Annotated in this window: 21 protein-coding genes; 14 read left to right on the top strand and 7 right to left on the bottom strand. The window is 64.4% G+C overall.

What is annotated here, in order from left to right; translation table 11 throughout:
* Positions 1–178 precede the first annotated feature (178 nt).
* The 4 genes from U5L98_RS11420 (at position 179) to U5L98_RS11405 (ending at position 7,801) form a co-directional block, all read left to right on the top strand.
* On the top strand, positions 179–2,404 hold the full coding sequence (locus tag U5L98_RS11420) for an OsmC domain/YcaO domain-containing protein (protein WP_322558417.1): 2,226 nt from the start codon (positions 179–181) through the stop codon (positions 2,402–2,404).
* 309 nt (positions 2,405–2,713) lie between these two features.
* Positions 2,714–3,775: an efflux RND transporter periplasmic adaptor subunit gene (locus U5L98_RS11415; RefSeq protein ID WP_322558416.1), complete on the top strand. Its 1,062-nt coding sequence runs from the start codon at positions 2,714–2,716 to the stop codon at positions 3,773–3,775.
* Complete coding sequence (locus U5L98_RS11410; protein WP_322558415.1) at positions 3,772–6,816, top strand: efflux RND transporter permease subunit; 3,045 nt, start codon at positions 3,772–3,774, stop codon at positions 6,814–6,816. Before U5L98_RS11415 ends, U5L98_RS11410 begins: the two co-directional genes overlap by 4 nt.
* Positions 6,817–6,928: 112 nt before the next feature.
* The gene (locus U5L98_RS11405; protein ID WP_322558414.1) at positions 6,929–7,801 is read left to right on the top strand and encodes a DMT family transporter; all 873 of its coding nucleotides are present in this window, start codon (positions 6,929–6,931) and stop codon (positions 7,799–7,801) included.
* Between the two features lie 39 nt (positions 7,802–7,840).
* Here the strand turns inward: U5L98_RS11405 and U5L98_RS11400 are convergent, their stop codons facing one another.
* Positions 7,841–8,140, bottom strand: coding sequence for a hypothetical protein (locus tag U5L98_RS11400; protein ID WP_322558413.1), 300 nt, complete (start codon positions 8,138–8,140; stop codon positions 7,841–7,843).
* A 43-nt stretch (positions 8,141–8,183) separates the two neighbouring features.
* Here U5L98_RS11400 and U5L98_RS11395 point away from each other — a divergent pair, with 43 nt between their 5' ends.
* From U5L98_RS11395 to U5L98_RS11380, 4 genes are all read left to right on the top strand, one after another.
* A complete protein-coding gene (locus U5L98_RS11395; RefSeq protein WP_322558412.1) occupies positions 8,184–8,747 on the top strand; it encodes a LysE family translocator in 564 nt (187 codons plus the stop codon).
* 109 nt (positions 8,748–8,856) lie between these two features.
* Positions 8,857–10,770: an ABC transporter ATP-binding protein gene (locus tag U5L98_RS11390; protein WP_322558411.1), complete on the top strand. Its 1,914-nt coding sequence runs from the start codon at positions 8,857–8,859 to the stop codon at positions 10,768–10,770.
* A gap of 110 nt (positions 10,771–10,880) precedes the next feature.
* On the top strand, positions 10,881–11,138 hold the full coding sequence (locus tag U5L98_RS11385) for a type II toxin-antitoxin system Phd/YefM family antitoxin (RefSeq protein WP_022990189.1): 258 nt from the start codon (positions 10,881–10,883) through the stop codon (positions 11,136–11,138).
* Positions 11,126–11,428: a type II toxin-antitoxin system RelE/ParE family toxin gene (locus U5L98_RS11380; protein WP_322558410.1), complete on the top strand. Its 303-nt coding sequence runs from the start codon at positions 11,126–11,128 to the stop codon at positions 11,426–11,428. The genes U5L98_RS11385 and U5L98_RS11380 overlap by 13 nt, the downstream gene beginning before the upstream one ends.
* Before the next feature lie 9 nt (positions 11,429–11,437).
* On the opposite strand, the gene U5L98_RS11375 is transcribed toward U5L98_RS11380, so the two are convergent.
* From U5L98_RS11375 to U5L98_RS11355, 5 genes are all read right to left on the bottom strand, one after another.
* The gene (locus tag U5L98_RS11375) at positions 11,438–11,749 is read right to left on the bottom strand and encodes a hypothetical protein (RefSeq protein ID WP_322558409.1); all 312 of its coding nucleotides are present in this window, start codon (positions 11,747–11,749) and stop codon (positions 11,438–11,440) included.
* Positions 11,746–12,009, bottom strand: coding sequence for a hypothetical protein (locus tag U5L98_RS11370; protein ID WP_322558408.1), 264 nt, complete (start codon positions 12,007–12,009; stop codon positions 11,746–11,748). Before U5L98_RS11370 ends, U5L98_RS11375 begins: the two co-directional genes overlap by 4 nt.
* Positions 12,010–12,147: 138 nt before the next feature.
* Positions 12,148–12,867, bottom strand: coding sequence for an FAD-dependent oxidoreductase (locus U5L98_RS11365; RefSeq protein WP_322558407.1), 720 nt, complete (start codon positions 12,865–12,867; stop codon positions 12,148–12,150).
* A gap of 119 nt (positions 12,868–12,986) precedes the next feature.
* On the bottom strand, positions 12,987–13,328 hold the full coding sequence (locus U5L98_RS11360; protein ID WP_322558406.1) for a hypothetical protein: 342 nt from the start codon (positions 13,326–13,328) through the stop codon (positions 12,987–12,989).
* Complete coding sequence (locus tag U5L98_RS11355; protein ID WP_322558405.1) at positions 13,253–14,308, bottom strand: solute carrier family 23 protein; 1,056 nt, start codon at positions 14,306–14,308, stop codon at positions 13,253–13,255. Before U5L98_RS11355 ends, U5L98_RS11360 begins: the two co-directional genes overlap by 76 nt.
* Positions 14,309–14,765: 457 nt before the next feature.
* On the opposite strand from U5L98_RS11355, the gene U5L98_RS11350 reads away from it, so the two are divergent.
* The 3 genes from U5L98_RS11350 (at position 14,766) to U5L98_RS11340 (ending at position 15,854) form a co-directional block, all read left to right on the top strand.
* Positions 14,766–14,903 carry a hypothetical protein gene (locus U5L98_RS11350; RefSeq protein WP_322558404.1) on the top strand — a complete coding sequence of 46 codons (138 nt, stop codon included), beginning with the start codon at positions 14,766–14,768 and terminating at the stop codon, positions 14,901–14,903.
* A 154-nt stretch (positions 14,904–15,057) separates the two neighbouring features.
* Entirely contained in the window at positions 15,058–15,213 is a 156-nt protein-coding gene (locus U5L98_RS11345; RefSeq protein ID WP_322558403.1) for a hypothetical protein, read from the top strand.
* A 26-nt stretch (positions 15,214–15,239) separates the two neighbouring features.
* Entirely contained in the window at positions 15,240–15,854 is a 615-nt protein-coding gene (locus U5L98_RS11340) for an enoyl-CoA hydratase-related protein (protein ID WP_322558402.1), read from the top strand.
* A gap of 457 nt (positions 15,855–16,311) precedes the next feature.
* Here U5L98_RS11340 and U5L98_RS11335 read toward each other — a convergent pair whose 3' ends face one another.
* Positions 16,312–16,449, bottom strand: a complete 138-nt coding sequence (locus U5L98_RS11335) for a hypothetical protein (RefSeq protein WP_322558401.1) — start codon at positions 16,447–16,449, stop codon at positions 16,312–16,314.
* A gap of 188 nt (positions 16,450–16,637) precedes the next feature.
* Between U5L98_RS11335 and U5L98_RS11330 the strand changes: the two genes are divergently transcribed.
* The 3 genes from U5L98_RS11330 to U5L98_RS11320 all read left to right on the top strand — a co-directional run bounded on the left by U5L98_RS11330 (position 16,638) and on the right by U5L98_RS11320 (position 18,530).
* Entirely contained in the window at positions 16,638–17,006 is a 369-nt protein-coding gene (locus U5L98_RS11330; RefSeq protein WP_322558952.1) for an AMP-binding protein, read from the top strand.
* 251 nt (positions 17,007–17,257) lie between these two features.
* Positions 17,258–17,590, top strand: a complete 333-nt coding sequence (locus U5L98_RS11325) for an AMP-binding protein (RefSeq protein ID WP_322558400.1) — start codon at positions 17,258–17,260, stop codon at positions 17,588–17,590.
* A 151-nt stretch (positions 17,591–17,741) separates the two neighbouring features.
* A complete protein-coding gene (locus U5L98_RS11320) occupies positions 17,742–18,530 on the top strand; it encodes a LysR family transcriptional regulator (RefSeq protein ID WP_322558399.1) in 789 nt (262 codons plus the stop codon).
* The last annotated feature ends 86 nt before the right edge of the window (positions 18,531–18,616 follow it).

The raw sequence follows: 18,616 nt of genomic DNA, 5'->3' as shown, positions 1-18,616 counted from the left end.
TGTGTTCTGCTCACTTCATATCCGGACCGGACCCGTCAATATCCATGAAGCCAAGACGCGGTGTCATGTTCAAGTGACGGTGGGATCTTGTAACCTCTTCATGACACTCCGCCGGAAAAGCTGGATAATGGTGGGTTTTCTGCCCTCGTTCTGCCCACGCCAACTCCCCCGGTGCCCCATGGAAATCAAGGTCAACTATCTCGACAACCTCCGCCTGGAGGCCAAGTTCGACGACTTCAGCGTCATCTCGGACCAGCCTATCCGCTACAAGGGCGATGGCTCGGCGCCGGGGCCCTTCGACTACTTCCTGGCGTCGTCGGCGATGTGCGCGGCGTACTTCGTCAAGGTGTACTGCAACGCGCGGGACATTCCCACCGAGAACATCCGCCTGTCGCAGAACAACATCGTCGACCCGGAGAATCGCTACCAGCAGATCTTCAAGATCCAGGTGGAGCTGCCCGAGGATATCTCCGACAAGGACCGCCAGGGCATCCTGCGCTCCATCGACCGCTGCACCGTGAAGAAGGTGGTGCAGACGGGCCCGGAGTTCCAGGTCGAGGCGGTGGAGAACATCGACGAGGACGCCCAGGCGCTGCTGATGGGCAAGGTGCTGGGTGAGGCGAATGACGAGAACGGTACCTGGATCGAAGGCAAGGATCTGCCGCTGGAGCAGACCATCGCCAACCTCTCCGCCCATCTGGCGGCGCTGGGCATGAAGATCGAGATCGCCTCGTGGCGCAATATCGTGCCCCATGTGTGGTCGCTGCATATCCGCGACGCCGCCTCGCCGATGTGCTTCACCAACGGCAAGGGCGCCACCAAGGAGAGTGCGCTCTGCTCGGCGCTGGGCGAGTTCATCGAGCGGCTGAGCTGCAACTTCTTCTACAACGACCAGTTCTTCGGCGAGCAGGTCGCGGCGAGCGATTTCGTCCATTACCCCGACGAGAAGTGGTTCCAGCCCGGCCCGAACGACGAATTGCCCGCGGAGATCCTCGACGACCACTGCCGCGAGTTTTACGACCCGGAGGGCGAGCTGTGTGGCTCGAACCTGGTCGACACCAATTCCGGTCGGGCGGATCGCGGCATCGTCTCGTTGCCCTTCGTGCGCCAGTCCGATGGCAAGACGGTCTACTTCCCGTCCAACCTGATCGAGAACCTCTACCTCAGCAACGGCATGAGCGCCGGCAACACCCTGGCCGAGGCCCAGGTTCAGTGCCTCTCGGAGATCTTCGAGCGCGCGGTGAAGAAGCAGATCATCGAGGAGGAGCTGGCGCTGCCCGATGTGCCCCAGGAGGTGCTGGCGCGCTACCCCGCCATCGTCGAGGGCATCGAGGCGCTGGAGGCCCAGGGCTTCCCGGTGCTGGTCAAGGATGCCTCCCTGGGCGGGCAGTTCCCGGTGATGTGCGTCACCCTGATGAACCCCAGAACCGGCGGTGTCTTCGCCTCCTTCGGCGCGCACCCGAGCTTCCACGTGGCGCTGGAGCGCAGCCTCACCGAACTGCTGCAGGGCCGCAGCTTCGAAGGCCTCAACGACTTCCCGCCGCCCACCTTCAATTCGCTGGCCGTCACCGAACCCAACAACTACGTCGAGCACTTCATCGACTCCTCCGGGCTGATCTCCTGGCGCTTCTTCAGCGCCCGCCCGGACGTCGCGTTCTGTGATTGGGACTTCTCCGGCAGCGGTTCCAGCAGTACCGCAGAGGAAGCGGCGACCCTGTTCGGCATCCTCGAGGAGCTGGGGTATGAGTCCTACATGGCCGTCCATGAAGACCTGGGCGCACCGGTGTGCCGCATCCTGGTACCGGGCTTCTCCGAGGTCTATCCGGTGGACGACCTGGTGTGGGACAACACCAACAAGGCCCTGCTGTTCCGCGAGGACATCCTCCACCTTCACGAGCTCAGCGACGCGCAACTGGCCGATCTGCTGGAACGCCTGGAAGAGACCCAGATCGACGACCACCAGGACATCGTCACCCTGATCGGCATCGAGTTCGACGAGAACACCGAGTGGGGTCAGCTGACCATTCTCGAGCTGAAGCTGCTGATCAACCTGGCGCTGGGCCAGCACGAGGAAGCGCTGGAGCGGGTCGATATCTTCCTGCAGTACAACGACAACACCGTGGCGCGTAACCTCTTCTATCGCGCGGTGAGTGCGGTACTGGAGATCGTCCTCGATGACGAGCTGGAACTGGACGACTTCCTGCACAACTTCCGGCGCATGTTCGGCGAGGCGACCATGGAAGCGGTGGTGGGCTCGGTGAATGGCAGCGTGCGCTTCCACGGCCTGGAACCCACCAGCATGGCGCTGGAGGGGTTGGAGAAGCACCAGCGCCTGATCGAGAGCTATCAGAAACTGCACGACGCGCGTGCTGCCAAGGCCAGGTTACCCATGGCGGAGGCGTAGCGCGCCGCCGGTCGTCGACAACGCCCTGCATCACAACGCCCCCACGCCAGCTGCCTGGCGTGGGGGCGTTGCGTTATGGCGCCATGCGCAGGCATGCGCTAGATAGGGTGGGTGCGAAAGGCGGTCGGCAGATGAAGGCCCGGGGTGACGGTGCGTCCGATTGTCTCAAGCCTGCATCAGGTATGATCGTTTAAAATCTTTGTTTGAATCCCTTGGTGGCTTTGTCTTCCATTGCCCCGCCACCACGGGCTGAGCCGTGCCCCGACTGTCTGCGCGGCCTACCGTCACCGCCACGACCAAGGATGTGCGATGCGATACCTCGCCCTATCACTGTTGATGCTGCTGCTGGCTGGGTGTGAAGAGCAGACGCCGCAGTCATCGACGGACGCCGAGCCCCGCTGGGTCAAGACCACGGCGCTTGCGGCAGATACGGCGCCATCGCTTTCGCTGACCGGGGTGCTGCGCGCCCGCTATGAAACGCCTCTGGCCTTCCAGGTCAGCGGCCGGATCGCCACGCGCCACGTCGATGCCGGGCAGGCGGTTAGTCAGGGAGACGTGTTGTTCGCCCTCGATCCGAGCGATCTAAAAGAGGCGCTTGGCGCGGCGCGCGCAGAGCTGGCAGCGGCCGAGGCCTCACTGGCCGTGGCCGAGGCAGATCTGGCTCGCGACCGGCAGCTGCTGGAGAAGGACTACCTCAGCCGCCAGGCCTTCGAGCGCGCCGAGCTGCGCGTGCGCGAGGCCACCACCCGCCGTGACGCCGCCAGTGCTCGCGTGGCCCAGGCCCGCAACGCGCTGGATTACGCGACCCTGCGCGCCGAGGCCGATGGCATGCTGATCGAGGTCAGCGGCGAACCGGGCCAGGTGGTGGGCGTCGGCCAGCCGGTTGCCACGCTGGCGCAGGAGGGGCCGCATGAGGTCGAGGTCAACTTTCCGGCCCGGTCGCGCCCGCCTGAAACCGGCGAGCTGCTGCTGGGCGAGCGCCGCATTCCGCTTACCCGCCGCGAGGTGGCCGGTGCCGCCGACCCCGCGAGTCGCACCTGGCGCGCCCGCTATCGGCTAGAGGCGCCCCTCGACGAGCGCGGCCTGGGCAATATCGTCGAGGCCCGTTTCACCCTGGACGACGCCGAGGCCAACGGGCATTTCTCCGTGCCAGTGGCGGCCCTGGATGAGCGTGGCGAGGGCGCCCAGCTGTGGCAGATCGTGGAGGGCCAGGCGCAACCGCTGGCGGTGACCGTGGAGCGCATCACCCGCGAGCACGCCCGGGTCAGCGGCGAGGGGCTCGAGGCGGGTCAGGCGGTGATCAGCCTGGGTACCCACCTGCTCACGCCGGGCATGGCGGTACGCCCGCTGGACGAGAAGGGCACACCGTGAGCTTTCCCAACCTCTCCGCGCTGGCCGTCCGCGAGCGCGCCGTCACGCTGTTCTTCCTGGTGATCGCCCTGTTGGCGGGGCTCTATGCCTTCGCCTCCATGGGGCGTGCGGAGGATCCGGACTTCACCGTGCGCGTGATGATGGTGTCGGCGCTGTGGCCCGGCGCCTCACCGGAGGAGATGCAGGAGAGCGTGGTGGACCCGCTGGAGAAGCGCATCCAGGAGGTAGATGATCTGTATCGGATCGAGACGACCATTCGCCCCGGGCGGGCCGACATGAAGGTGGAGTTCGAGGACTACACGCCCGGCGAGGAGATGTCGGAACGCTTCTACCAGGTACGCCGCCGGATGCAGGATGCCGCCGGGACCCTGCCCGATGGCGTGATCGGCCCCCTCATCAATGAGGATTTCGGCGACGTCTACTTCTCGCTGGTCGCCCTGAGCGCCCCGGGCATGCCGATGCGTGAGATGGTGCGCGAGGCCGAGGCGATCCGTGATCGCCTGCAGCGCGTCGAGGGGGCCAACAAGGCGCAGGTGCTGGGCGAGCGGCAGGAGCGCATGCACGTCGACTTCGATTTGGCCCGGCTACAAAGCTTGGGGATCTCACCCCAGGCCGTCTTCGCCGCCATCGAGGCGCATAACCGCCTGCTGCCCGCCGGGCGCGTGGACACGGATGGTCCCCGGATGTACCTGCGGCTCGATCAAGACCTCTCGGACCCCGAGGCGCTGGCCGAGGTGCCCATCCGCATCGGCGAGCGATTGATCCGCCTGGGCGATATCGCTGAGGTCTCCCGCGGCTATGAAGACCCGCCGAGCTATCGGGTGCGCGCCTTCGGCGAGGAGGCGCTGCTGCTGGGCGTGGTGATGCAGAACGGCGAGAACGGCCTCGCGTTCGGCGAACGGCTTGATGCCTTCTGGCAGCAGGAGCGTGAGCGCCTGCCGCTGGGCATGTCGCTCGAGGTGATGACCGATCAGGCACAGGCCATCGCCGGGGCCGTGAACCTCTTTCAGGTGAAGTTCCTGGTCGCCGTGCTGGTGGTGATGCTGGTCACCATGCTGGCGGTGGGGCTGCGTGCCGGCATCGTGGTCGGCATCGCCATTCCGGTGACGCTGGCGCTGACCTTCGTGGTGATGCTGGCGATGGGCATCAACCTGGACCGCATCACCCTGGGGGCGCTGATCATCGCTCTGGGGCTGCTGGTCGACGATGCCATCATCGCTATCGAGATGATGATCGTGAAGATGGAGGAGGGCTGGGACCGCCTCGAGGCCGCCGCCCACGCCTGGAACGTCACCGCCGCGCCGATGCTGTTTGGCACCCTGGTCACGGTGGCCGGTTTCGTGCCCATCGGCTTTGCGCAGTCAGCGGTGGGCGAATATGCCGGCAACATCTTCTGGGTGCTGAGCATCGCGCTGCTGCTGTCGTGGATCGTGGCCGTGGTGTTCACGCCCTACCTGGGGGTCAAGCTGCTGCCCGAGCAGAAGGTCGCCCATGGTGAGCACGAGGCCTACCAGTCGCGCGGCTATCGGCGCCTGCGCGGGGTCATCAGCACCTGCGTGCGCTTCCGCAAGAGCGTGGTGGTGGTGACGGTGGCTCTGCTGGTGGCCGCCGTGGCGGGCATGGCCGGCCCGGTGGAGAAACAGTTCTTCCCCAGCTCGGACCGGCCCGAGGTGCTGGTCAGTGTCTACCATCCGCAGGGCACGGCCATCGGCGCGACCGATGCGACGACCCGTCGGCTCGAGGCACTGATCGGCGAGGCCGAGGGCGTGGCATCGCTCTCCGCCTACGTGGGCGCCGGCGCGCCGCGCTTCTTCATTTCCGCCAATCCCGAACAGCCCAACCCGGCGTTTGCCAAGTTGATCGCCGTGACCGAGGGGGTCGAGGCGCGCGAGCGGTTGATCGAAAGGCTCGAGAAGCGCATTGCCGATGGCGCCTTCCCCGAGGCGCGGGTGCGCGTACAGAAGCTGCTCTATGGCCCGCCGGTGGACTGGCCGGTGAGCATTCGCGTGCTGGGCGACGAGCCGAACCGGCTACGCGAGATTGGCCACGAGGTGCGCGAGGTGATTGCCGAGCACCCCGCGACGCGCGACCCGCACCTGGAGTGGGACGAGCGTGTGCCAAGATTGCACCTGGCGATCGATCATCACCGGCTGCAGCTCATCGGCCTGACGCCGGACGAGGTGGCGCGCCAGCTGCAGTTCCAGCTGGACGGCATGACCATCACCGAACTGCGCGACGGTATCCGCCTGGTGCCCGCCGTGGGGCGTGGCGCCGCGCAGGACGTTGCCGACCTGCAGAGCCTCGAGGTCGTGAACCGCGAGGGGCGGCGGATACCGCTCACCCAGCTCGGGGAACTGGAGACGGTGTTCGAGGAGCCGGTGATCAAGCGCTACAACCGTCAGCCGTTCGTGGCCGTCAATGCCGATATCGAAGGCGCGCAGCCCAACGATGTGACCCTCGAGGTCTGGGAGGCGCTGGCGGCAGTGCGGGAGCGCCTGCCCGCCGGCTATCAGCTGCAGATCGGCGGCTCGGTCGAGCAGTCGGACAAGGCGCAGTCCTCGATCCAGGCCCTGCAGCCACTGATGGTGGTGCTGATGCTGATCTTCATCATGCTGCAGATGCGCTCCTTTGCCGGCACCTTCATCGTGGTGGCCACCGCGCCGCTGGGGCTCATCGGCGCGGTGGCGGCGCTGCTGCTGTTCAACCAGCCGTTCGGTTTCGTGGCAACGCTGGGGCTGATCGGTTTGGCGGGGATCCTGATGCGCAACACCCTGATCCTGACCCAGCAGGTGGCGGACAATGCCAAGGAGGGGATGGCGATGCGCGATGCCGTGGTGGAGGCGGCCGTGCAGCGCGCCCGCCCGGTCGTGCTAACGGCAGTGGCGGCGATGCTGGCATTCGTTCCGCTTACCCTGGATAGTTTCTGGGGGCCGCTGGCCTATGTGCTGATCGGTGGCGTGGCCGTCGGCACCCTGATCACCCTGCTGTTCGTGCCGGCGCTCTACGCCCTTTGGTACCGCATCGCCGCGCGTGCCGACTGACGCCCGCCGTGTTGCCACTGCGGCCGAGTCGGCTCATCCTACTCGCTGTCGTGGCGCGCACCGCCACCCGTTCATCGAGCCGCCGACATACCGGCGCCAGCAAGGAGGCCCCATGGCAAGAGTGAGCACCGCGTTCGTGATGCTGGCCGCGCTGTTCTGGGGGCTGTCTGGCGGCATCGGCGGCGTGCTCATGGCCGATGGCTGGCACCCCCTTGTCGTCTCGTTCTATCGGGGCGCGATCGGGCTGGTGTTCGTGGGCGTCTGGCTGGCGCTTCGCCCGGGTGGCAGTGGCCTGTCCGATCGCCGGCTATGGTTCTGGTCGGCGATAGCCGGCCTTGGCGTGGCCGGCAATTTCACCTTCTATTTCATCAGCATTTCCGAGGGCAGCGTGGCGGTGGCGGCGACGTTGATGTACTGCGCGCCGGTCTTCGTCTTTCTCGTCTCCTTTGCTCTCAGGCTCGAGCAGCCCACGCTGCTCAAGTGGGTCGCCATCGCCATGGTCATGCTGGGGATCGTGCTGCTGACGCGCATCTATGACATCCAGCCGGACGGGGTGACCCCCATCGGCGTTGCCGCGGGCCTGCTTTCCGGGCTCTCCTACGCGCTCTTCATCTTCGGCTTCAAGTATGCCGCGCCCCACGGCAGCCCCCAGGCCATTCTCGTCATCGCCTTCGCGGTGCTCGCGCTCATACTGTTCTCGCTCGGCGATACCCAGCAGACCCTGTCGGCGTTGAGCACCCCGAGCTGGCCGCTCTTCGTCACCCTGGGCGTGCTCGGTGCAGGCGTGTCGTTCATCTTCTATATCGTGGGGCTGAACTATACCGCCCCGGCCGTGGCGTCCATCGTGGCGATGGTCGAGCCGGTCACGGCATCGTTGTTCGGGGTCGTGGTGCTCGATGAAAGCCTGGGCGCGATACAGCTCATCGGCATGGGTCTGATTCTGGTCACGGTGACCACGCTGAGCGTCTCCTCGAGCGCCCGGTAAGCTCTTCGCCACAGAATTTCGCCCGCCGTAGGTAGGCGTCTAGAGCGTCCGCCAGGGGGTGGGCGGTGGCGCTTGCAGGGTCTCGGTCACCGCCTTCAGAGCCTGCGTCAGGGCGTCTCGCGAGTTGGCCCCACCGAGACACAGCCGCACTGCCTGGGGCGCCGGCTGGCTGCCCACGCAAAAGGGCTCCGGGCCAGTCAGGCGCACCCCGCGGTCTTCCAGGGCGGCCAGCAGCTCGGCGGCGCGCAGGCCTTCTGGCAGTGGCAGCCAGAGGTTGTTGCCATGGGGGCGGCCTGTGGGGGCGAAATCGGCAATATCTCTAAAATTGTACGGGTGCAATATGTTGGAAGCTGTGGCTTTTCTGGGTCCCGCGGCCCTATACATGATCTCCATGACCATCACGCCGGGGCCCAATAATGTGATGCTCACCGCCTCGGGGGCCAACTATGGTTTCTTGCGTACGTTGCCCCACATGCTCGGCATCCTGGGTGGCTGCTTCCTGCTGTTCGCCGGCATCGCCCTGGGGCTGGGCATGCTCTTCGAGCGCTATCCGCTGGTGCAGACCACCCTGCGGGTGTTGGGCAGCGGCTATCTGCTTTACTTGGCCTGGCGCATCGCCACAGCGCCGCCGCCGGATCTGCGCCGGCGTGGCGAAGGGCGGCCGCTGAGCTTCTTGCAGGCGGCGGCCTTCCAGTTCGCCAATCCCAAGGCCTGGGTGATGGGGTTGGCGCTGATGGCCGGCTTCTTGCCGGAGGAGGGCGATATCCTGGTCAACGCGCTCCTGCTGGCGGGCTTTGCCGAGCTGGTGGGCTTTCCCTGCATTGCGCTCTGGGCGGGCTTCGGCACGGCGATCGGCCGTTGGCTCGACACCCCGCGCGCCTGGCGGGTCTTCAACGGCGTGATGGGCGCGCTCACCGCCGCCTGCGTAGTGTTTATACTGGGTTGAACGGTATCCAGCGCCTGCGGGTATTCCATCATCGGCGTTCGGCCTGGCAATCCTGTACGAGGCTCGTGAACGTCGAGCCTGAGTCACTCCATGCAACCGGACTGCCGCCATGTTTCGTTCTCTCTTTCACTCCCTTTTTCGCACCTTCGAGACCCTGGTGAACCCCTATCCCGAGGGAAAGCAGGGGACTCCGCCCCAAGGGTTGTTCGCCTTTATCCTGCACTTCTCGCGGCCGGTGCTGCCGCTGCTGATCGTGATGTCGCTGCTTACCGCCCTGGTCTCGGCTGCGGAGGTGCTCTTCTTCAGCTACATGGGCGACCTGGTGGACTGGCTTTCCGATGCTCAGCGCGAGGGCTTCTTCGACGAGCATGGTTGGCGCCTGGCCGGCATGGCGGCGCTGGTGGTGGTCGGCCTGCCTTTGCTGACCCTGCTGCAGGCGCTGGTGACCCACCAGGGCATCTTCGGCAACTACCCGATGATCGGCCGCTGGCTGGCGCATCGCCAAATGCTCGGCCAGAGCCTGGCCTTCTATCAGGACGAGTTCGCCGGGCGAGTCTCCCAGAAGGTGATGCAGACCGCCCTGGCGATGCGCGAGACGGTGATGAAGCTGATGGACCTGATGGTCTATGTGCTCGTCTACTTCACCGGCGCCATGCTGCTGATGGGCCGCGCCGAGCCCTGGCTGATGCTGCCGCTGGTGCTCTGGCTGGCCGGCTATATCGCCATCATGTGGGGTTTCGTGCCGCGGTTGCGGGCCGTCTCCATGGCCCAGGCCGACGCCCGGGCGGTGATGACCGGGCGCATCGTCGACAGTTACAGCAATATCCAGACCATCAAGCTGTTTGCCGATACCCGTCGCGAGCAGGAATACGCCCGCGATGCCATGGAGGGCTTCATGGGCACCGTGTATCGACAGATGCGCCTGGCCACCGGCCTTACCGTCAGCCTGACCCTGCTCAACTCCCTGCTGCTGACCGGGGTGGCGGCCATGGCCATCGGCGCCTGGTACCTGGAGACGGTCTCGCTGGGCATCATCGCCGTGGCCATCGCCCTGGTGATGCGCATCCGCTTCATGTCCGACTGGATTCTCTGGGAGGTGGCCGGGCTGTTCGAGAACATCGGCACGGTACAGGATGGCCTCAACACCATCGCCCGGGAGCCAGCGGTGCAGGACGCGTCCGATGCCGGGGCGCTGGCGGTGTCGGAGGGCGAGATACGCTTCGACGCCGTGCGCTTCGGCTATGCGCGCCCGGACGGGGAGGGCGTTCGCGTCTTCGATGGCCTCGAGCTGACCATCGCCCCTGGCGAGAAGGTAGGGCTCATCGGCCGCTCCGGGGCCGGCAAGTCGACGCTGGCCAGCCTGTTGCTGCGCTTCTATGACCTGGAGGGAGGACGCATCCTGATCGACGGACAGGATATCGCTGAGGTGACCCAGGAGTCCCTGCGCCGGCATATCGGTATGGTCACCCAGGACACCTCTCTGCTGCACCGCTCGGTGCGCGACAACATCCGCTACGGCAGCCCCCAGGCCAGCGAAGCGCAGATCCAGGAGGCGGTGCGTCGCGCCCATGCCGACACCTTCATCCACGACCTGGTGGATCTCCAGGGGCGCCGCGGCCTGGATGCCCATGTGGGCGAGCGCGGCGTCAAGCTCTCCGGCGGCCAGCGTCAGCGCATCGCCATCGCCCGGGTGCTGCTCAAGAACGCGCCCATCCTGGTGCTGGACGAGGCCACCTCGGCGCTGGATTCCGAGGTGGAGGCGGCGATTCAGGAGCAGCTTTATACGCTGATGGAGGGCAAGACGGTGATCGCCATCGCCCACCGCCTCTCCACCATCGCCATGCTCGACCGCCTGGTGGTGATCGACGAGGGCCAGATCGTGGAGAGCGGCACCCACCGGGAACTGCTGGCCCGGGATGGTCTCTATGCCGCACTGTGGCGGCGCCAGTCCGGCGGATTCATCGGCGAGGATATCGATGACGAGGCCGAGCCGGTGCTGGCCTCCGGGCTGCGCAGGTCGTAGCCGGCGGCATGCAGGCGTATTCCATGGATGGCGTAGGTCGTCGCATTGTGATTGTCTCACCCGCAAAGTGATACTATAGTGTCACTTTCTATCCGGATCAGGGTGAGCCCATGAAGGTTGAGCTTGTTACAAACCTCAAACGCCAAGCCACAAAAATCTTGGCAGACCTGCATCTGTCCAAAGAGCCGGTACTGATCACTGAACATGGCCAGCCATCCGCTTATCTTGTTGATGTGCAGGATTACGAGTTCATGCAGCGTCGGCTTGAGCTGCTTGAGGGGCTCTCACGTGGAGAGCGCGCTGTACTTGAGGGAAGAACGTACAGCCAAAGTGAGGCCAGGGAGAAAATGAGTAAATGGCTGAAGTAATCTGGACCGAGCCGGCCCTTCAAGAAGTGGATGCAATCGCCGAGTACATTGCTCTGGATAATCCTGCTGCCGCCATGCATCTGGTCCAGGAAGTTTTCGATAAAATCGAGCGTTTGGAAGATTTTCCTCAATCCGGACGGATTCCTCCAGAGCTCCCTGATTCGGTATACAGGGAGGTAGTGGTTCCACCGTGTCGCATTTTTTATCGTCAAGATGAGAGGCGGGTTCTCGTCCTCTATGTTATGCGAGAGGAACGGCAGCTTCGTGCGTTCATGCTGGGGAGCAGCTAGACATCATGTCTAGGTGATCTCTTCCGAAACGCTCATGGCCTCAACCGCGTGATGCTTGCGCTTTTTCTGAGCATCGATCAAGACCTCCCGCAGCAGTTCTTCGGCACTGGGATGGTAGACGGGCATCGACAGTACCTGTTCCGCCGTCATGTTGTGTGTGATGGCCAGGGCAAGCAGGTGGGCCAGGTGCTCGGCTTGGTACCCCAGTAACTCGGCACCGAGGATGACCCCGCTCCACGGGTCCAGGTAGACCTGAATACGCCCCTGGACCTTGTTCCAGACCACATGCCGGGGGCTGGTGAACGGCAGGTCGCCGATCACGATCCTCTCGGCCCTGAAGTTGTCGGAAGCTCTGGCCGATGGTGGCGATCGTCGGTGAAGAGCACCATCAACGGCGGCTGGCGCGGCAGCGCGGGTTCCGGGTAGCTCAAGGCGTTGTCGGCGGCGATACGTCCCTCGTCGAAGGCCTCGTGCCACACCGGCAGGTGGTCGGTCGCGTCCCCGGCAATAAACACGGGATGGTCAGCGCAGCGCATCGTCTGTGGATCGGCTGTTACCGCACCGGCTTCACCGGGTTCCATGCCGCTATGCGCCATCCCCAGCTGGTCGACGTTGGAGACCCTCCCCGTGGCGACCAGTATCCTCGAACACCCGGGTGACCCGCTGGCCGTTCGACTGCTCGTACTCGATCCAGGCACCTTCCGCGTCCTCCCAGGTGCTCATACCGCTCGGCCACTGGGGTCGCGATCGAGTTCGTTGGCGAGGATGTCGAGCGCTTCTTGTTGCATGGCCGGGTGGGTGAGGGCGTTGATCGTTCCGGAGCGGCCATAGATTGCGGTTTCGACGCCCAGCCGATGTAGTGCCTGCCCCAGTTCCAGTGCAATGACGCCCATGCCGATCACGGCGATTGAGCGGGGTAGGTCCTCCAGCTCGAAGACCGTGTCACTGGTAAGGACGCGGGCCATCACGGGCTCGAATACTGTGCTGATGGCAGGCCGCGAACCGCAGGCGAGAATGATCCTTTGTGCCCTTACCTCGACCGATTCACCCACCCTGAGCCGGCCCGGTGCGATGAACCGGGCGCGCCCCTCCAGCTTGTGGTGGGCTGGAATCTTGTCGACGTAGCGGAGGTTGTTGGCGACGAATCGATGATCCCGCTCCCGGCGCAACCGTTCGAGGACCTTTCGGCCATCTACGCTACCCGAGGCCGACACCCCGAAAAACTCGCTGGTGGCCAGGTGGTGCGCGTGATCAGCAGTGATCAGCAGTTTGCTGGGCATGCAGCCGACCCGGGCGCAGGTGGTGCCGTAGGGCCCGTCCTGGATCATCACCAGGCTATCGGTCCTGCGGCTGATCTTCGAGTAGGCACCGAGTCCCGCGGTGCCGGCGCCGACGATCGCGTATTCAACATTCAGGGTCTTCATGGTGGTTTCGCTCATGCGCCCGCACTGCTGCGATGGCAACAACGGGGCGTTCATCCGGTGGGCGGTGGCAGGCGATTGGCCTACTGAGCCAATCGCCGGTGACCTCTTCAGGGAGAGGTCAGGAATTGCCGAAGTCAGCGGCCTTCTCCTCGGTGGATAGGCTCTTCGGGTTCGTCTTCGGCGTGTTCGGCCGATGCTTCTGCTGCGTTCGATGATGAGGTAGAGGATGACACCGACCCCCAGCCCGGCTGCACCATAACCGCCAGCACGACCCCCATGATGCCGGCGACCCCCATGGCGGTGGCGTCCTTGACCTGTTCCACCGCCACAGTGATGCAGAGGTAGCCCGTGATCAGCAGGGTGATGGAGAGGGCGATCGGCAGCACCGGTTTGAACAGGGTCACCAGGGGCAGCATGAACAGCGCCAGGAAGCCGACGATCCAGAACACCCCCGCACCGCTGTAGATGGTGTCCATGGCCGATCGACCGTAGCGGTAGCGCTCGGCGATGGTGGCCATGACGCCGGTGAAGAGCGGTCCGGAAAGGCATCGGGGCAAAACAGGCTGTGAATGAGGTTGCGAATGCCCGTGACGATATGCACGACGTTGACTTCAATCTTCTCGTCGGGACGCAGGTGATCGACCCGGGCCAGCAGGCTCTGGCCCACGATGATGTCGCCGAAGGCGATGATGTAGGCGATGATCGCGGTGGGAATCGCCATCCACAGGATATCCAGGCCGGGGAAGCCCACCGTGAAGGGCAGGTAGTTCCACATCTCGGTGAAGGCCGGGGAGGTGAGGCCGAATTCCACCGCCGGCAGGGGATATTCGCTGATCACCCAGCCGACGCCTATGGCGACCAGAGTGCCGGGGACCATGCCGTAGCTGGAGATGATCTTGGCCCAGCGATTCTTCTCGACCAGATCGCGGAAGGAGAGGGAGAAGAGCGTGTAGGCGGTGACCGCAAAACCGATGCTCAGCGCCCAGGGGGTGTTGGCCAGGCGACCGCCCTCGGAGATCTCCCCGGTGATGGCGGCGATGCCGGCGCCGAGCAGGATGCCCGCCTTCATGGAACTGGGGATGAGGTTGACCAACTTGGTGCCCAGGCGAGTGATACCCAGGAAGAAGAAGATGAAGGTCATCACCAGTTGCAGCCCCACCAGGGCCCTGATGGCCTCGGGACCGGCCTCGAACTGACCGATGAAAAGGAGGACCACCGGGATGGCAGGGGTGATCCAGCCGGGGACGAAAGGGACCCCCAACAGATTGGGTAGCATGAAGCCGACGCCGCAGACCACCACGAATGCCAACGCCACATCGTCGGGCACGCCCAGGTACTGCTGCAGCGAGTGAATCATCCAGCGAGACCGCGGACATGATGAAAACTCGACGGTTTCCGCGGCTTCCCAGCGGTAATGAATGAAGGGTAGGCGGATCTTGAAGGGACCGCCGCCCAATAAGGATGCTCCTCTCCGTACTTGCGATCTATCAAAGACATGATGGACTCCTCGTCTTTTTATAGGGTGCTTTGTTTGTAAAGACGTGCCTGGGTGGTTGGGAGTTGTCGGTTCTGGTTCGTCTCCGGCTTGAATGGACAAGGCTGGTTAGAGCGCTGTGAACATGATGTTGCTGTCATGTCGCTAACCTGGATGCATCAGGTCAGCGACAGACTGGCCGGGGCCCTGTGCAGGGTAAAGCGATCATTTCTAAGTGTTTGGCTTACTGTGCGTAATTCAGTGGGTGATGTTCGGCCGATGGATCCCCGCTGGTCTCGACAGAGCATGCAAGCACGCCGGTGAAGCGGACTGCAGGACTTCACGTTAGCCAGGCTAATCCAGCTGCTTAGCAATCGTCGTTTTACGGCGATTTCCCGAATCGCTTACGGTGACGTCATTACACGCAGGAGGTTTATCCATGTCAGTTCATCAATCCGCCATCCATTGGCAGCACAACCCCCATGAAACCGATGCCAACACCTACTACGGCAACCATTGCGTGACGTTGAACGGTGGCCAGCAGATGGACACGTCTGCGTCGGTCGATCCAGGGTGATCCAGCTGCGTCGACCCGGAGCAGATGCTGGTCAGTGCGGTGTCCAGCTGCCACATGCTGTTCTTCCTGGCGATCGCCGAATTCCCGGGCTATCAGGTCGAGTGCGCTGACGGGCGAGCCGGTCGGCCATCTCGAAAGCGACGACAGGAAAGGGATGGCGATCACGAGGATCGTGCTGTCGACGCGCATCACCTTCGGTGGCGACAAGATACCGGATCAGAAGGCGATATCCAGGATCCACGCCAACGCCCACAAGAACTGTTTCATCCGCAATTCGGTCACCGCCGAGGTGACGATCAACCATCTGTAACCAGCCATCTATGGCGGGAGTCATCCATGAATCACAATCAATATTCGGAAGATATTCTTCTCAGGGAGGATCAAGACGGAGCTGTCTATCTCACGTTGAATAGGCCGGATAAATTCAACACTCTGTCCGAAGCAATGCTGACCGAGTTGCAGCGGGAGCTGGACGCGATCGCCGCCGACTCCGCTGTCCGCTGTGTGGTGATCGGTGCCGCGGGGCGTGGGTTTTGCGCCGGTCACGACCTGCGGGAAATGCGAGCCAATCCTGACAAGTCCTATTACCAGGCGCTGTTTCGCAGCTGCAGCCGGCTGATGCAGAGCGTCGTTGCGCTGCCGGTGCCGGTCATCGCCAAGGTCCAGGGCATGGCCACGGCGGCCGGGTGCCAGCTGGTGGCCAGCTGCGACCTGGCCATCGCCGCCCGGTCGGCCCGCTTCGCGGTCTCGGGCATCAACGTGGGCCTGTTCTGCTCGACCCCCGCCGTGGCGCTGTCACGCAACGTCGCTGCCAAGCGGGCATTCGACATGCTGGTGACCGGCGACTTCATCGATGCTGACACGGCGCTGGCGTGCGGGCTCCTTCAGTGGCGTCACCGAGGATGCCGACCTGGACGCTGCCGGTGGCCGACAAGGTGGAACAAATCCTGAGCGAGGGCCCGGCGGCAGGCGCGCTTCGGCAAGTCCATGTTCCATTCCCAGCGTCGAATGGCGTTGCCCGACGCCTACCGACCTTGCCGGCGAGGTGATCGCCGGGAACATCGATGCACCCTGACGCAGGCGAGGGGATTGATGCCTTTCTGGCCAAGCGTAAACCCGCTTGGGCGGAGTAGCGCCACAGCGTGCGCCAGAGAATCGAAGTGCCGGTTTAAAGCCCGGGATGTTGAACCCTTCATTACAACAACAGGGGTAAGACCAGCTGGTGATTTGCCATTTCGATACCACCTCGAGAATCCCCGGCGAATCGTGTACCGCTCTCCCCCTTGAGCTTCATCAAGCGGGCTGCCGCCGTGTCTCCCGACCGGACGGCGCTGATCTCAACAGACACGCTACAGCTGGAAGCAGACCTATTCCCGCTGCTGCAGACTGGCGTTGCAGCATTTCGGTATCAGCGAGGCGATACGGTGGCCGTCATGTTGCCGAACGTTCCGGCCATGTAAGCCATGGCGTGCCCATGCAGGGCGCGGTATTGAATGCGATCAACATCCGTCTCGATCCGGAAGCGGTGGCCTTCATTCTTGACCATAGCCGTTCGCGCCTGCTGCTGGTCGATCCCGAGTACGCGGACGTGGTCGAAAAGGCTCTCGCTCGGCTGGAAGGACCCGCGCCCACGGTGATCAACGTCTCCGACCCGAGTCAGGGCGAAGAGCGCTTCATCGGTGAGCTGGAGTACGAGGCGTTGCTGGCCGAGCAACCGGAGCGGACGACTGGCAGCTGCCGGCCGACGAGTGGGATGGTGCGCTGCGGGCTATACCTCCGGCACCACCGGCGACCCAAGGGGTCGTCAGCCACCATCGCGGCGCTTACCTCAATGCCGTCAGCAACGTCCTGTCCTGGACGCTGCCCCGGGAGGTGGTCTACCTGTGGACCCTACCGATGTTTCACTGCAACGGCTGGTGCTTCCCCTGGACACTGGCGGCGATCGGCGGCACCAGCGTCTGTCTGCGCCGGGTCGACCCGGAGGTGATCCTGGGCCTGATCCGGCAGCACCGGGTCAGCCACTACTGCGGTGCGCCCGTCGTCCACGCCATGATCGCCGATGCCGTTGCGGCGGCGCGATCGAGCACAAGGTGTCGGGGCTGATCGCCGGGGCGGCGCCGCCCGCGTCGGTGCTGGAGCGGATGGAGAAGATCGTCGGGGCTCCGCACGCGTCTACGGCCTGACCGAGACCTATGGCCCCGCATCGGTTTGCGCCAAGCAGGATGGCTGGGATCAACGCCCCCTGGAGGAGCGGGTCCGGCTCAACGGCGTCGGGGTGACCTACCCGCTGCAGGAAAGCGTCGCGGTGCTGGACCAGGTCTGGCGGAGCCAGCAGTTGCCGCCGACGGCGAGCGGTGGGCGAGATCGTGTTCCGGGGCAATATCGTCATGAAGGGCTACCTGCGCAACGAGGCCGCCACCAGCGAAGCCTTTGCCGGCGGCTGGTTCCACTCCGGGGACCTGGCCGTGGCGGAATCGGATGGCTACATCAAGATCCGCGACCGGCTGAAGGACGTGATCATTTCGGGCGGGGAAAACATCACCTCCCTGGAGGTCGAGGACATCATCCAGCGCCACGACGACGTCGAAATCGCGGCCGTGGTGGCGATGGCGGATGCCGAGTGGGCGAAGTCCCGGCGGCCTTCGTCCAGCTGCGGCCCGGCAGCGAGTTCGAGTTCGAGGCCCTGATCGCGTTCCTGTAGGAGAATATCAGCCGCTTCAAGGCGCCCAAGAAGGTGATCTTCGGCCCGTTGCCGACCACCTCGACCGGAAAGATCCAGAAGTTCCTGCTGCGCCAGCAGCTCAGTCCCTGCTTCTTCTGCCTGAGTCGTTCGGCAGGGTGGGGTGGAAGCTGCCGAGGAGCGGCCTGTACTTTCGCCCTCGGCGCGGGTCAGTTCGCCGTCGAACGCGTCATTGGATCGCGCACTGCCCCACCGCATCCCTGCCGAGTATTGCCCATGTCACGACGCCCACCGCTGATCGCACTCTCCTACTTCGAGGTCGCCGCGCGAACCCGAGAACTGCTGCGGCCGCCAAGGAGCTCAACGTCACGCCGGCGGCGATCAGCCACCAGGTCAAGGCGCTGGAGAAGTATCTCGGCGTCGACCTGTTCGTCCACCATCACCGGCGAGTCAGCCTGACCCAGGCCGCGCGTGTGGCCCTTCCGGAGCTGCATGAGGGGTTTCAGGCTCTGGGTCGTGCGGTGGACAAGATCCGCGCCTATGGAGAAGAGCGCCTGATCGTCACCGTGTGCGCCGAACCTCTGTTCGCCACCAAATGGATCGTGCCACGCCTGCACCGTTTCTACGCCCGTTGCCCGGACGCCGAAGTGCGGCTGCAGGCGAGTGTTCATACGGTGGATCGCCTCCGTGATAGCGCCTTCGGTGTGACCGATCTCAAGCGCGCTGGCATCGACGTCTCCGTTCGACTCGGTTACGGCCAATATACCGGCGTTGAGTCGCAGCGGCTGATGGGTCTGGAGCTGGTGCCCATGTGCACACCTGAACTGGCCGCCACCGTGGACGATGTCGACGCACTGCTGCGGGCTGCCGTTGCTGTGCGACAGTACCCTTACCCGCTTCGACGAACCCTGCGGCTGGAAAGAGTGGTTCAAGCAGCAGGGATGTGAAGTCGGAGCGTTTCGGGAGCTGCGATTTGGCAACGGGCTGCTGGCGCTGGAGGCGGCCATAGCCGGTCAGGGCGTCCTGCTCGGCA

Source organism: Halomonas sp., assembly GCF_034520545.1.
Classification (GTDB): domain Bacteria; phylum Pseudomonadota; class Gammaproteobacteria; order Pseudomonadales; family Halomonadaceae; genus Halomonas.
The sequence above is the reverse complement of the archived record's forward strand: the minus strand, read 5'-3'. Positions and strand labels throughout refer to the sequence as shown.

Coding starts and splice junctions, on each gene's coding strand:
- U5L98_RS11395 (WP_322558412.1), top strand. CDS start 8,184: ATGATCTCCATGACCATCACGCCGGGGCCCAATAATGTGATGCTCACC.
- U5L98_RS11385 (WP_022990189.1), top strand. CDS start 10,881: ATGAAGGTTGAGCTTGTTACAAACCTCAAACGCCAAGCCACAAAAATC.
- U5L98_RS11380 (WP_322558410.1), top strand. CDS start 11,126: ATGGCTGAAGTAATCTGGACCGAGCCGGCCCTTCAAGAAGTGGATGCA.
- U5L98_RS11350 (WP_322558404.1), top strand. CDS start 14,766: ATGTCAGTTCATCAATCCGCCATCCATTGGCAGCACAACCCCCATGAA.
- U5L98_RS11345 (WP_322558403.1), top strand. CDS start 15,058: ATGGCGATCACGAGGATCGTGCTGTCGACGCGCATCACCTTCGGTGGC.
- U5L98_RS11360 (WP_322558406.1), bottom strand. CDS start 13,328: ATGGACACCATCTACAGCGGTGCGGGGGTGTTCTGGATCGTCGGCTTC.
- U5L98_RS11370 (WP_322558408.1), bottom strand. CDS start 12,009: ATGGAACCCGGTGAAGCCGGTGCGGTAACAGCCGATCCACAGACGATG.
- U5L98_RS11365 (WP_322558407.1), bottom strand. CDS start 12,867: ATGAGCGAAACCACCATGAAGACCCTGAATGTTGAATACGCGATCGTC.
- U5L98_RS11405 (WP_322558414.1), top strand. CDS start 6,929: ATGGCAAGAGTGAGCACCGCGTTCGTGATGCTGGCCGCGCTGTTCTGG.
- U5L98_RS11415 (WP_322558416.1), top strand. CDS start 2,714: ATGCGATACCTCGCCCTATCACTGTTGATGCTGCTGCTGGCTGGGTGT.
- U5L98_RS11335 (WP_322558401.1), bottom strand. CDS start 16,449: ATGGTCAAGAATGAAGGCCACCGCTTCCGGATCGAGACGGATGTTGAT.
- U5L98_RS11340 (WP_322558402.1), top strand. CDS start 15,240: ATGAATCACAATCAATATTCGGAAGATATTCTTCTCAGGGAGGATCAA.
- U5L98_RS11390 (WP_322558411.1), top strand. CDS start 8,857: ATGTTTCGTTCTCTCTTTCACTCCCTTTTTCGCACCTTCGAGACCCTG.
- U5L98_RS11420 (WP_322558417.1), top strand. CDS start 179: ATGGAAATCAAGGTCAACTATCTCGACAACCTCCGCCTGGAGGCCAAG.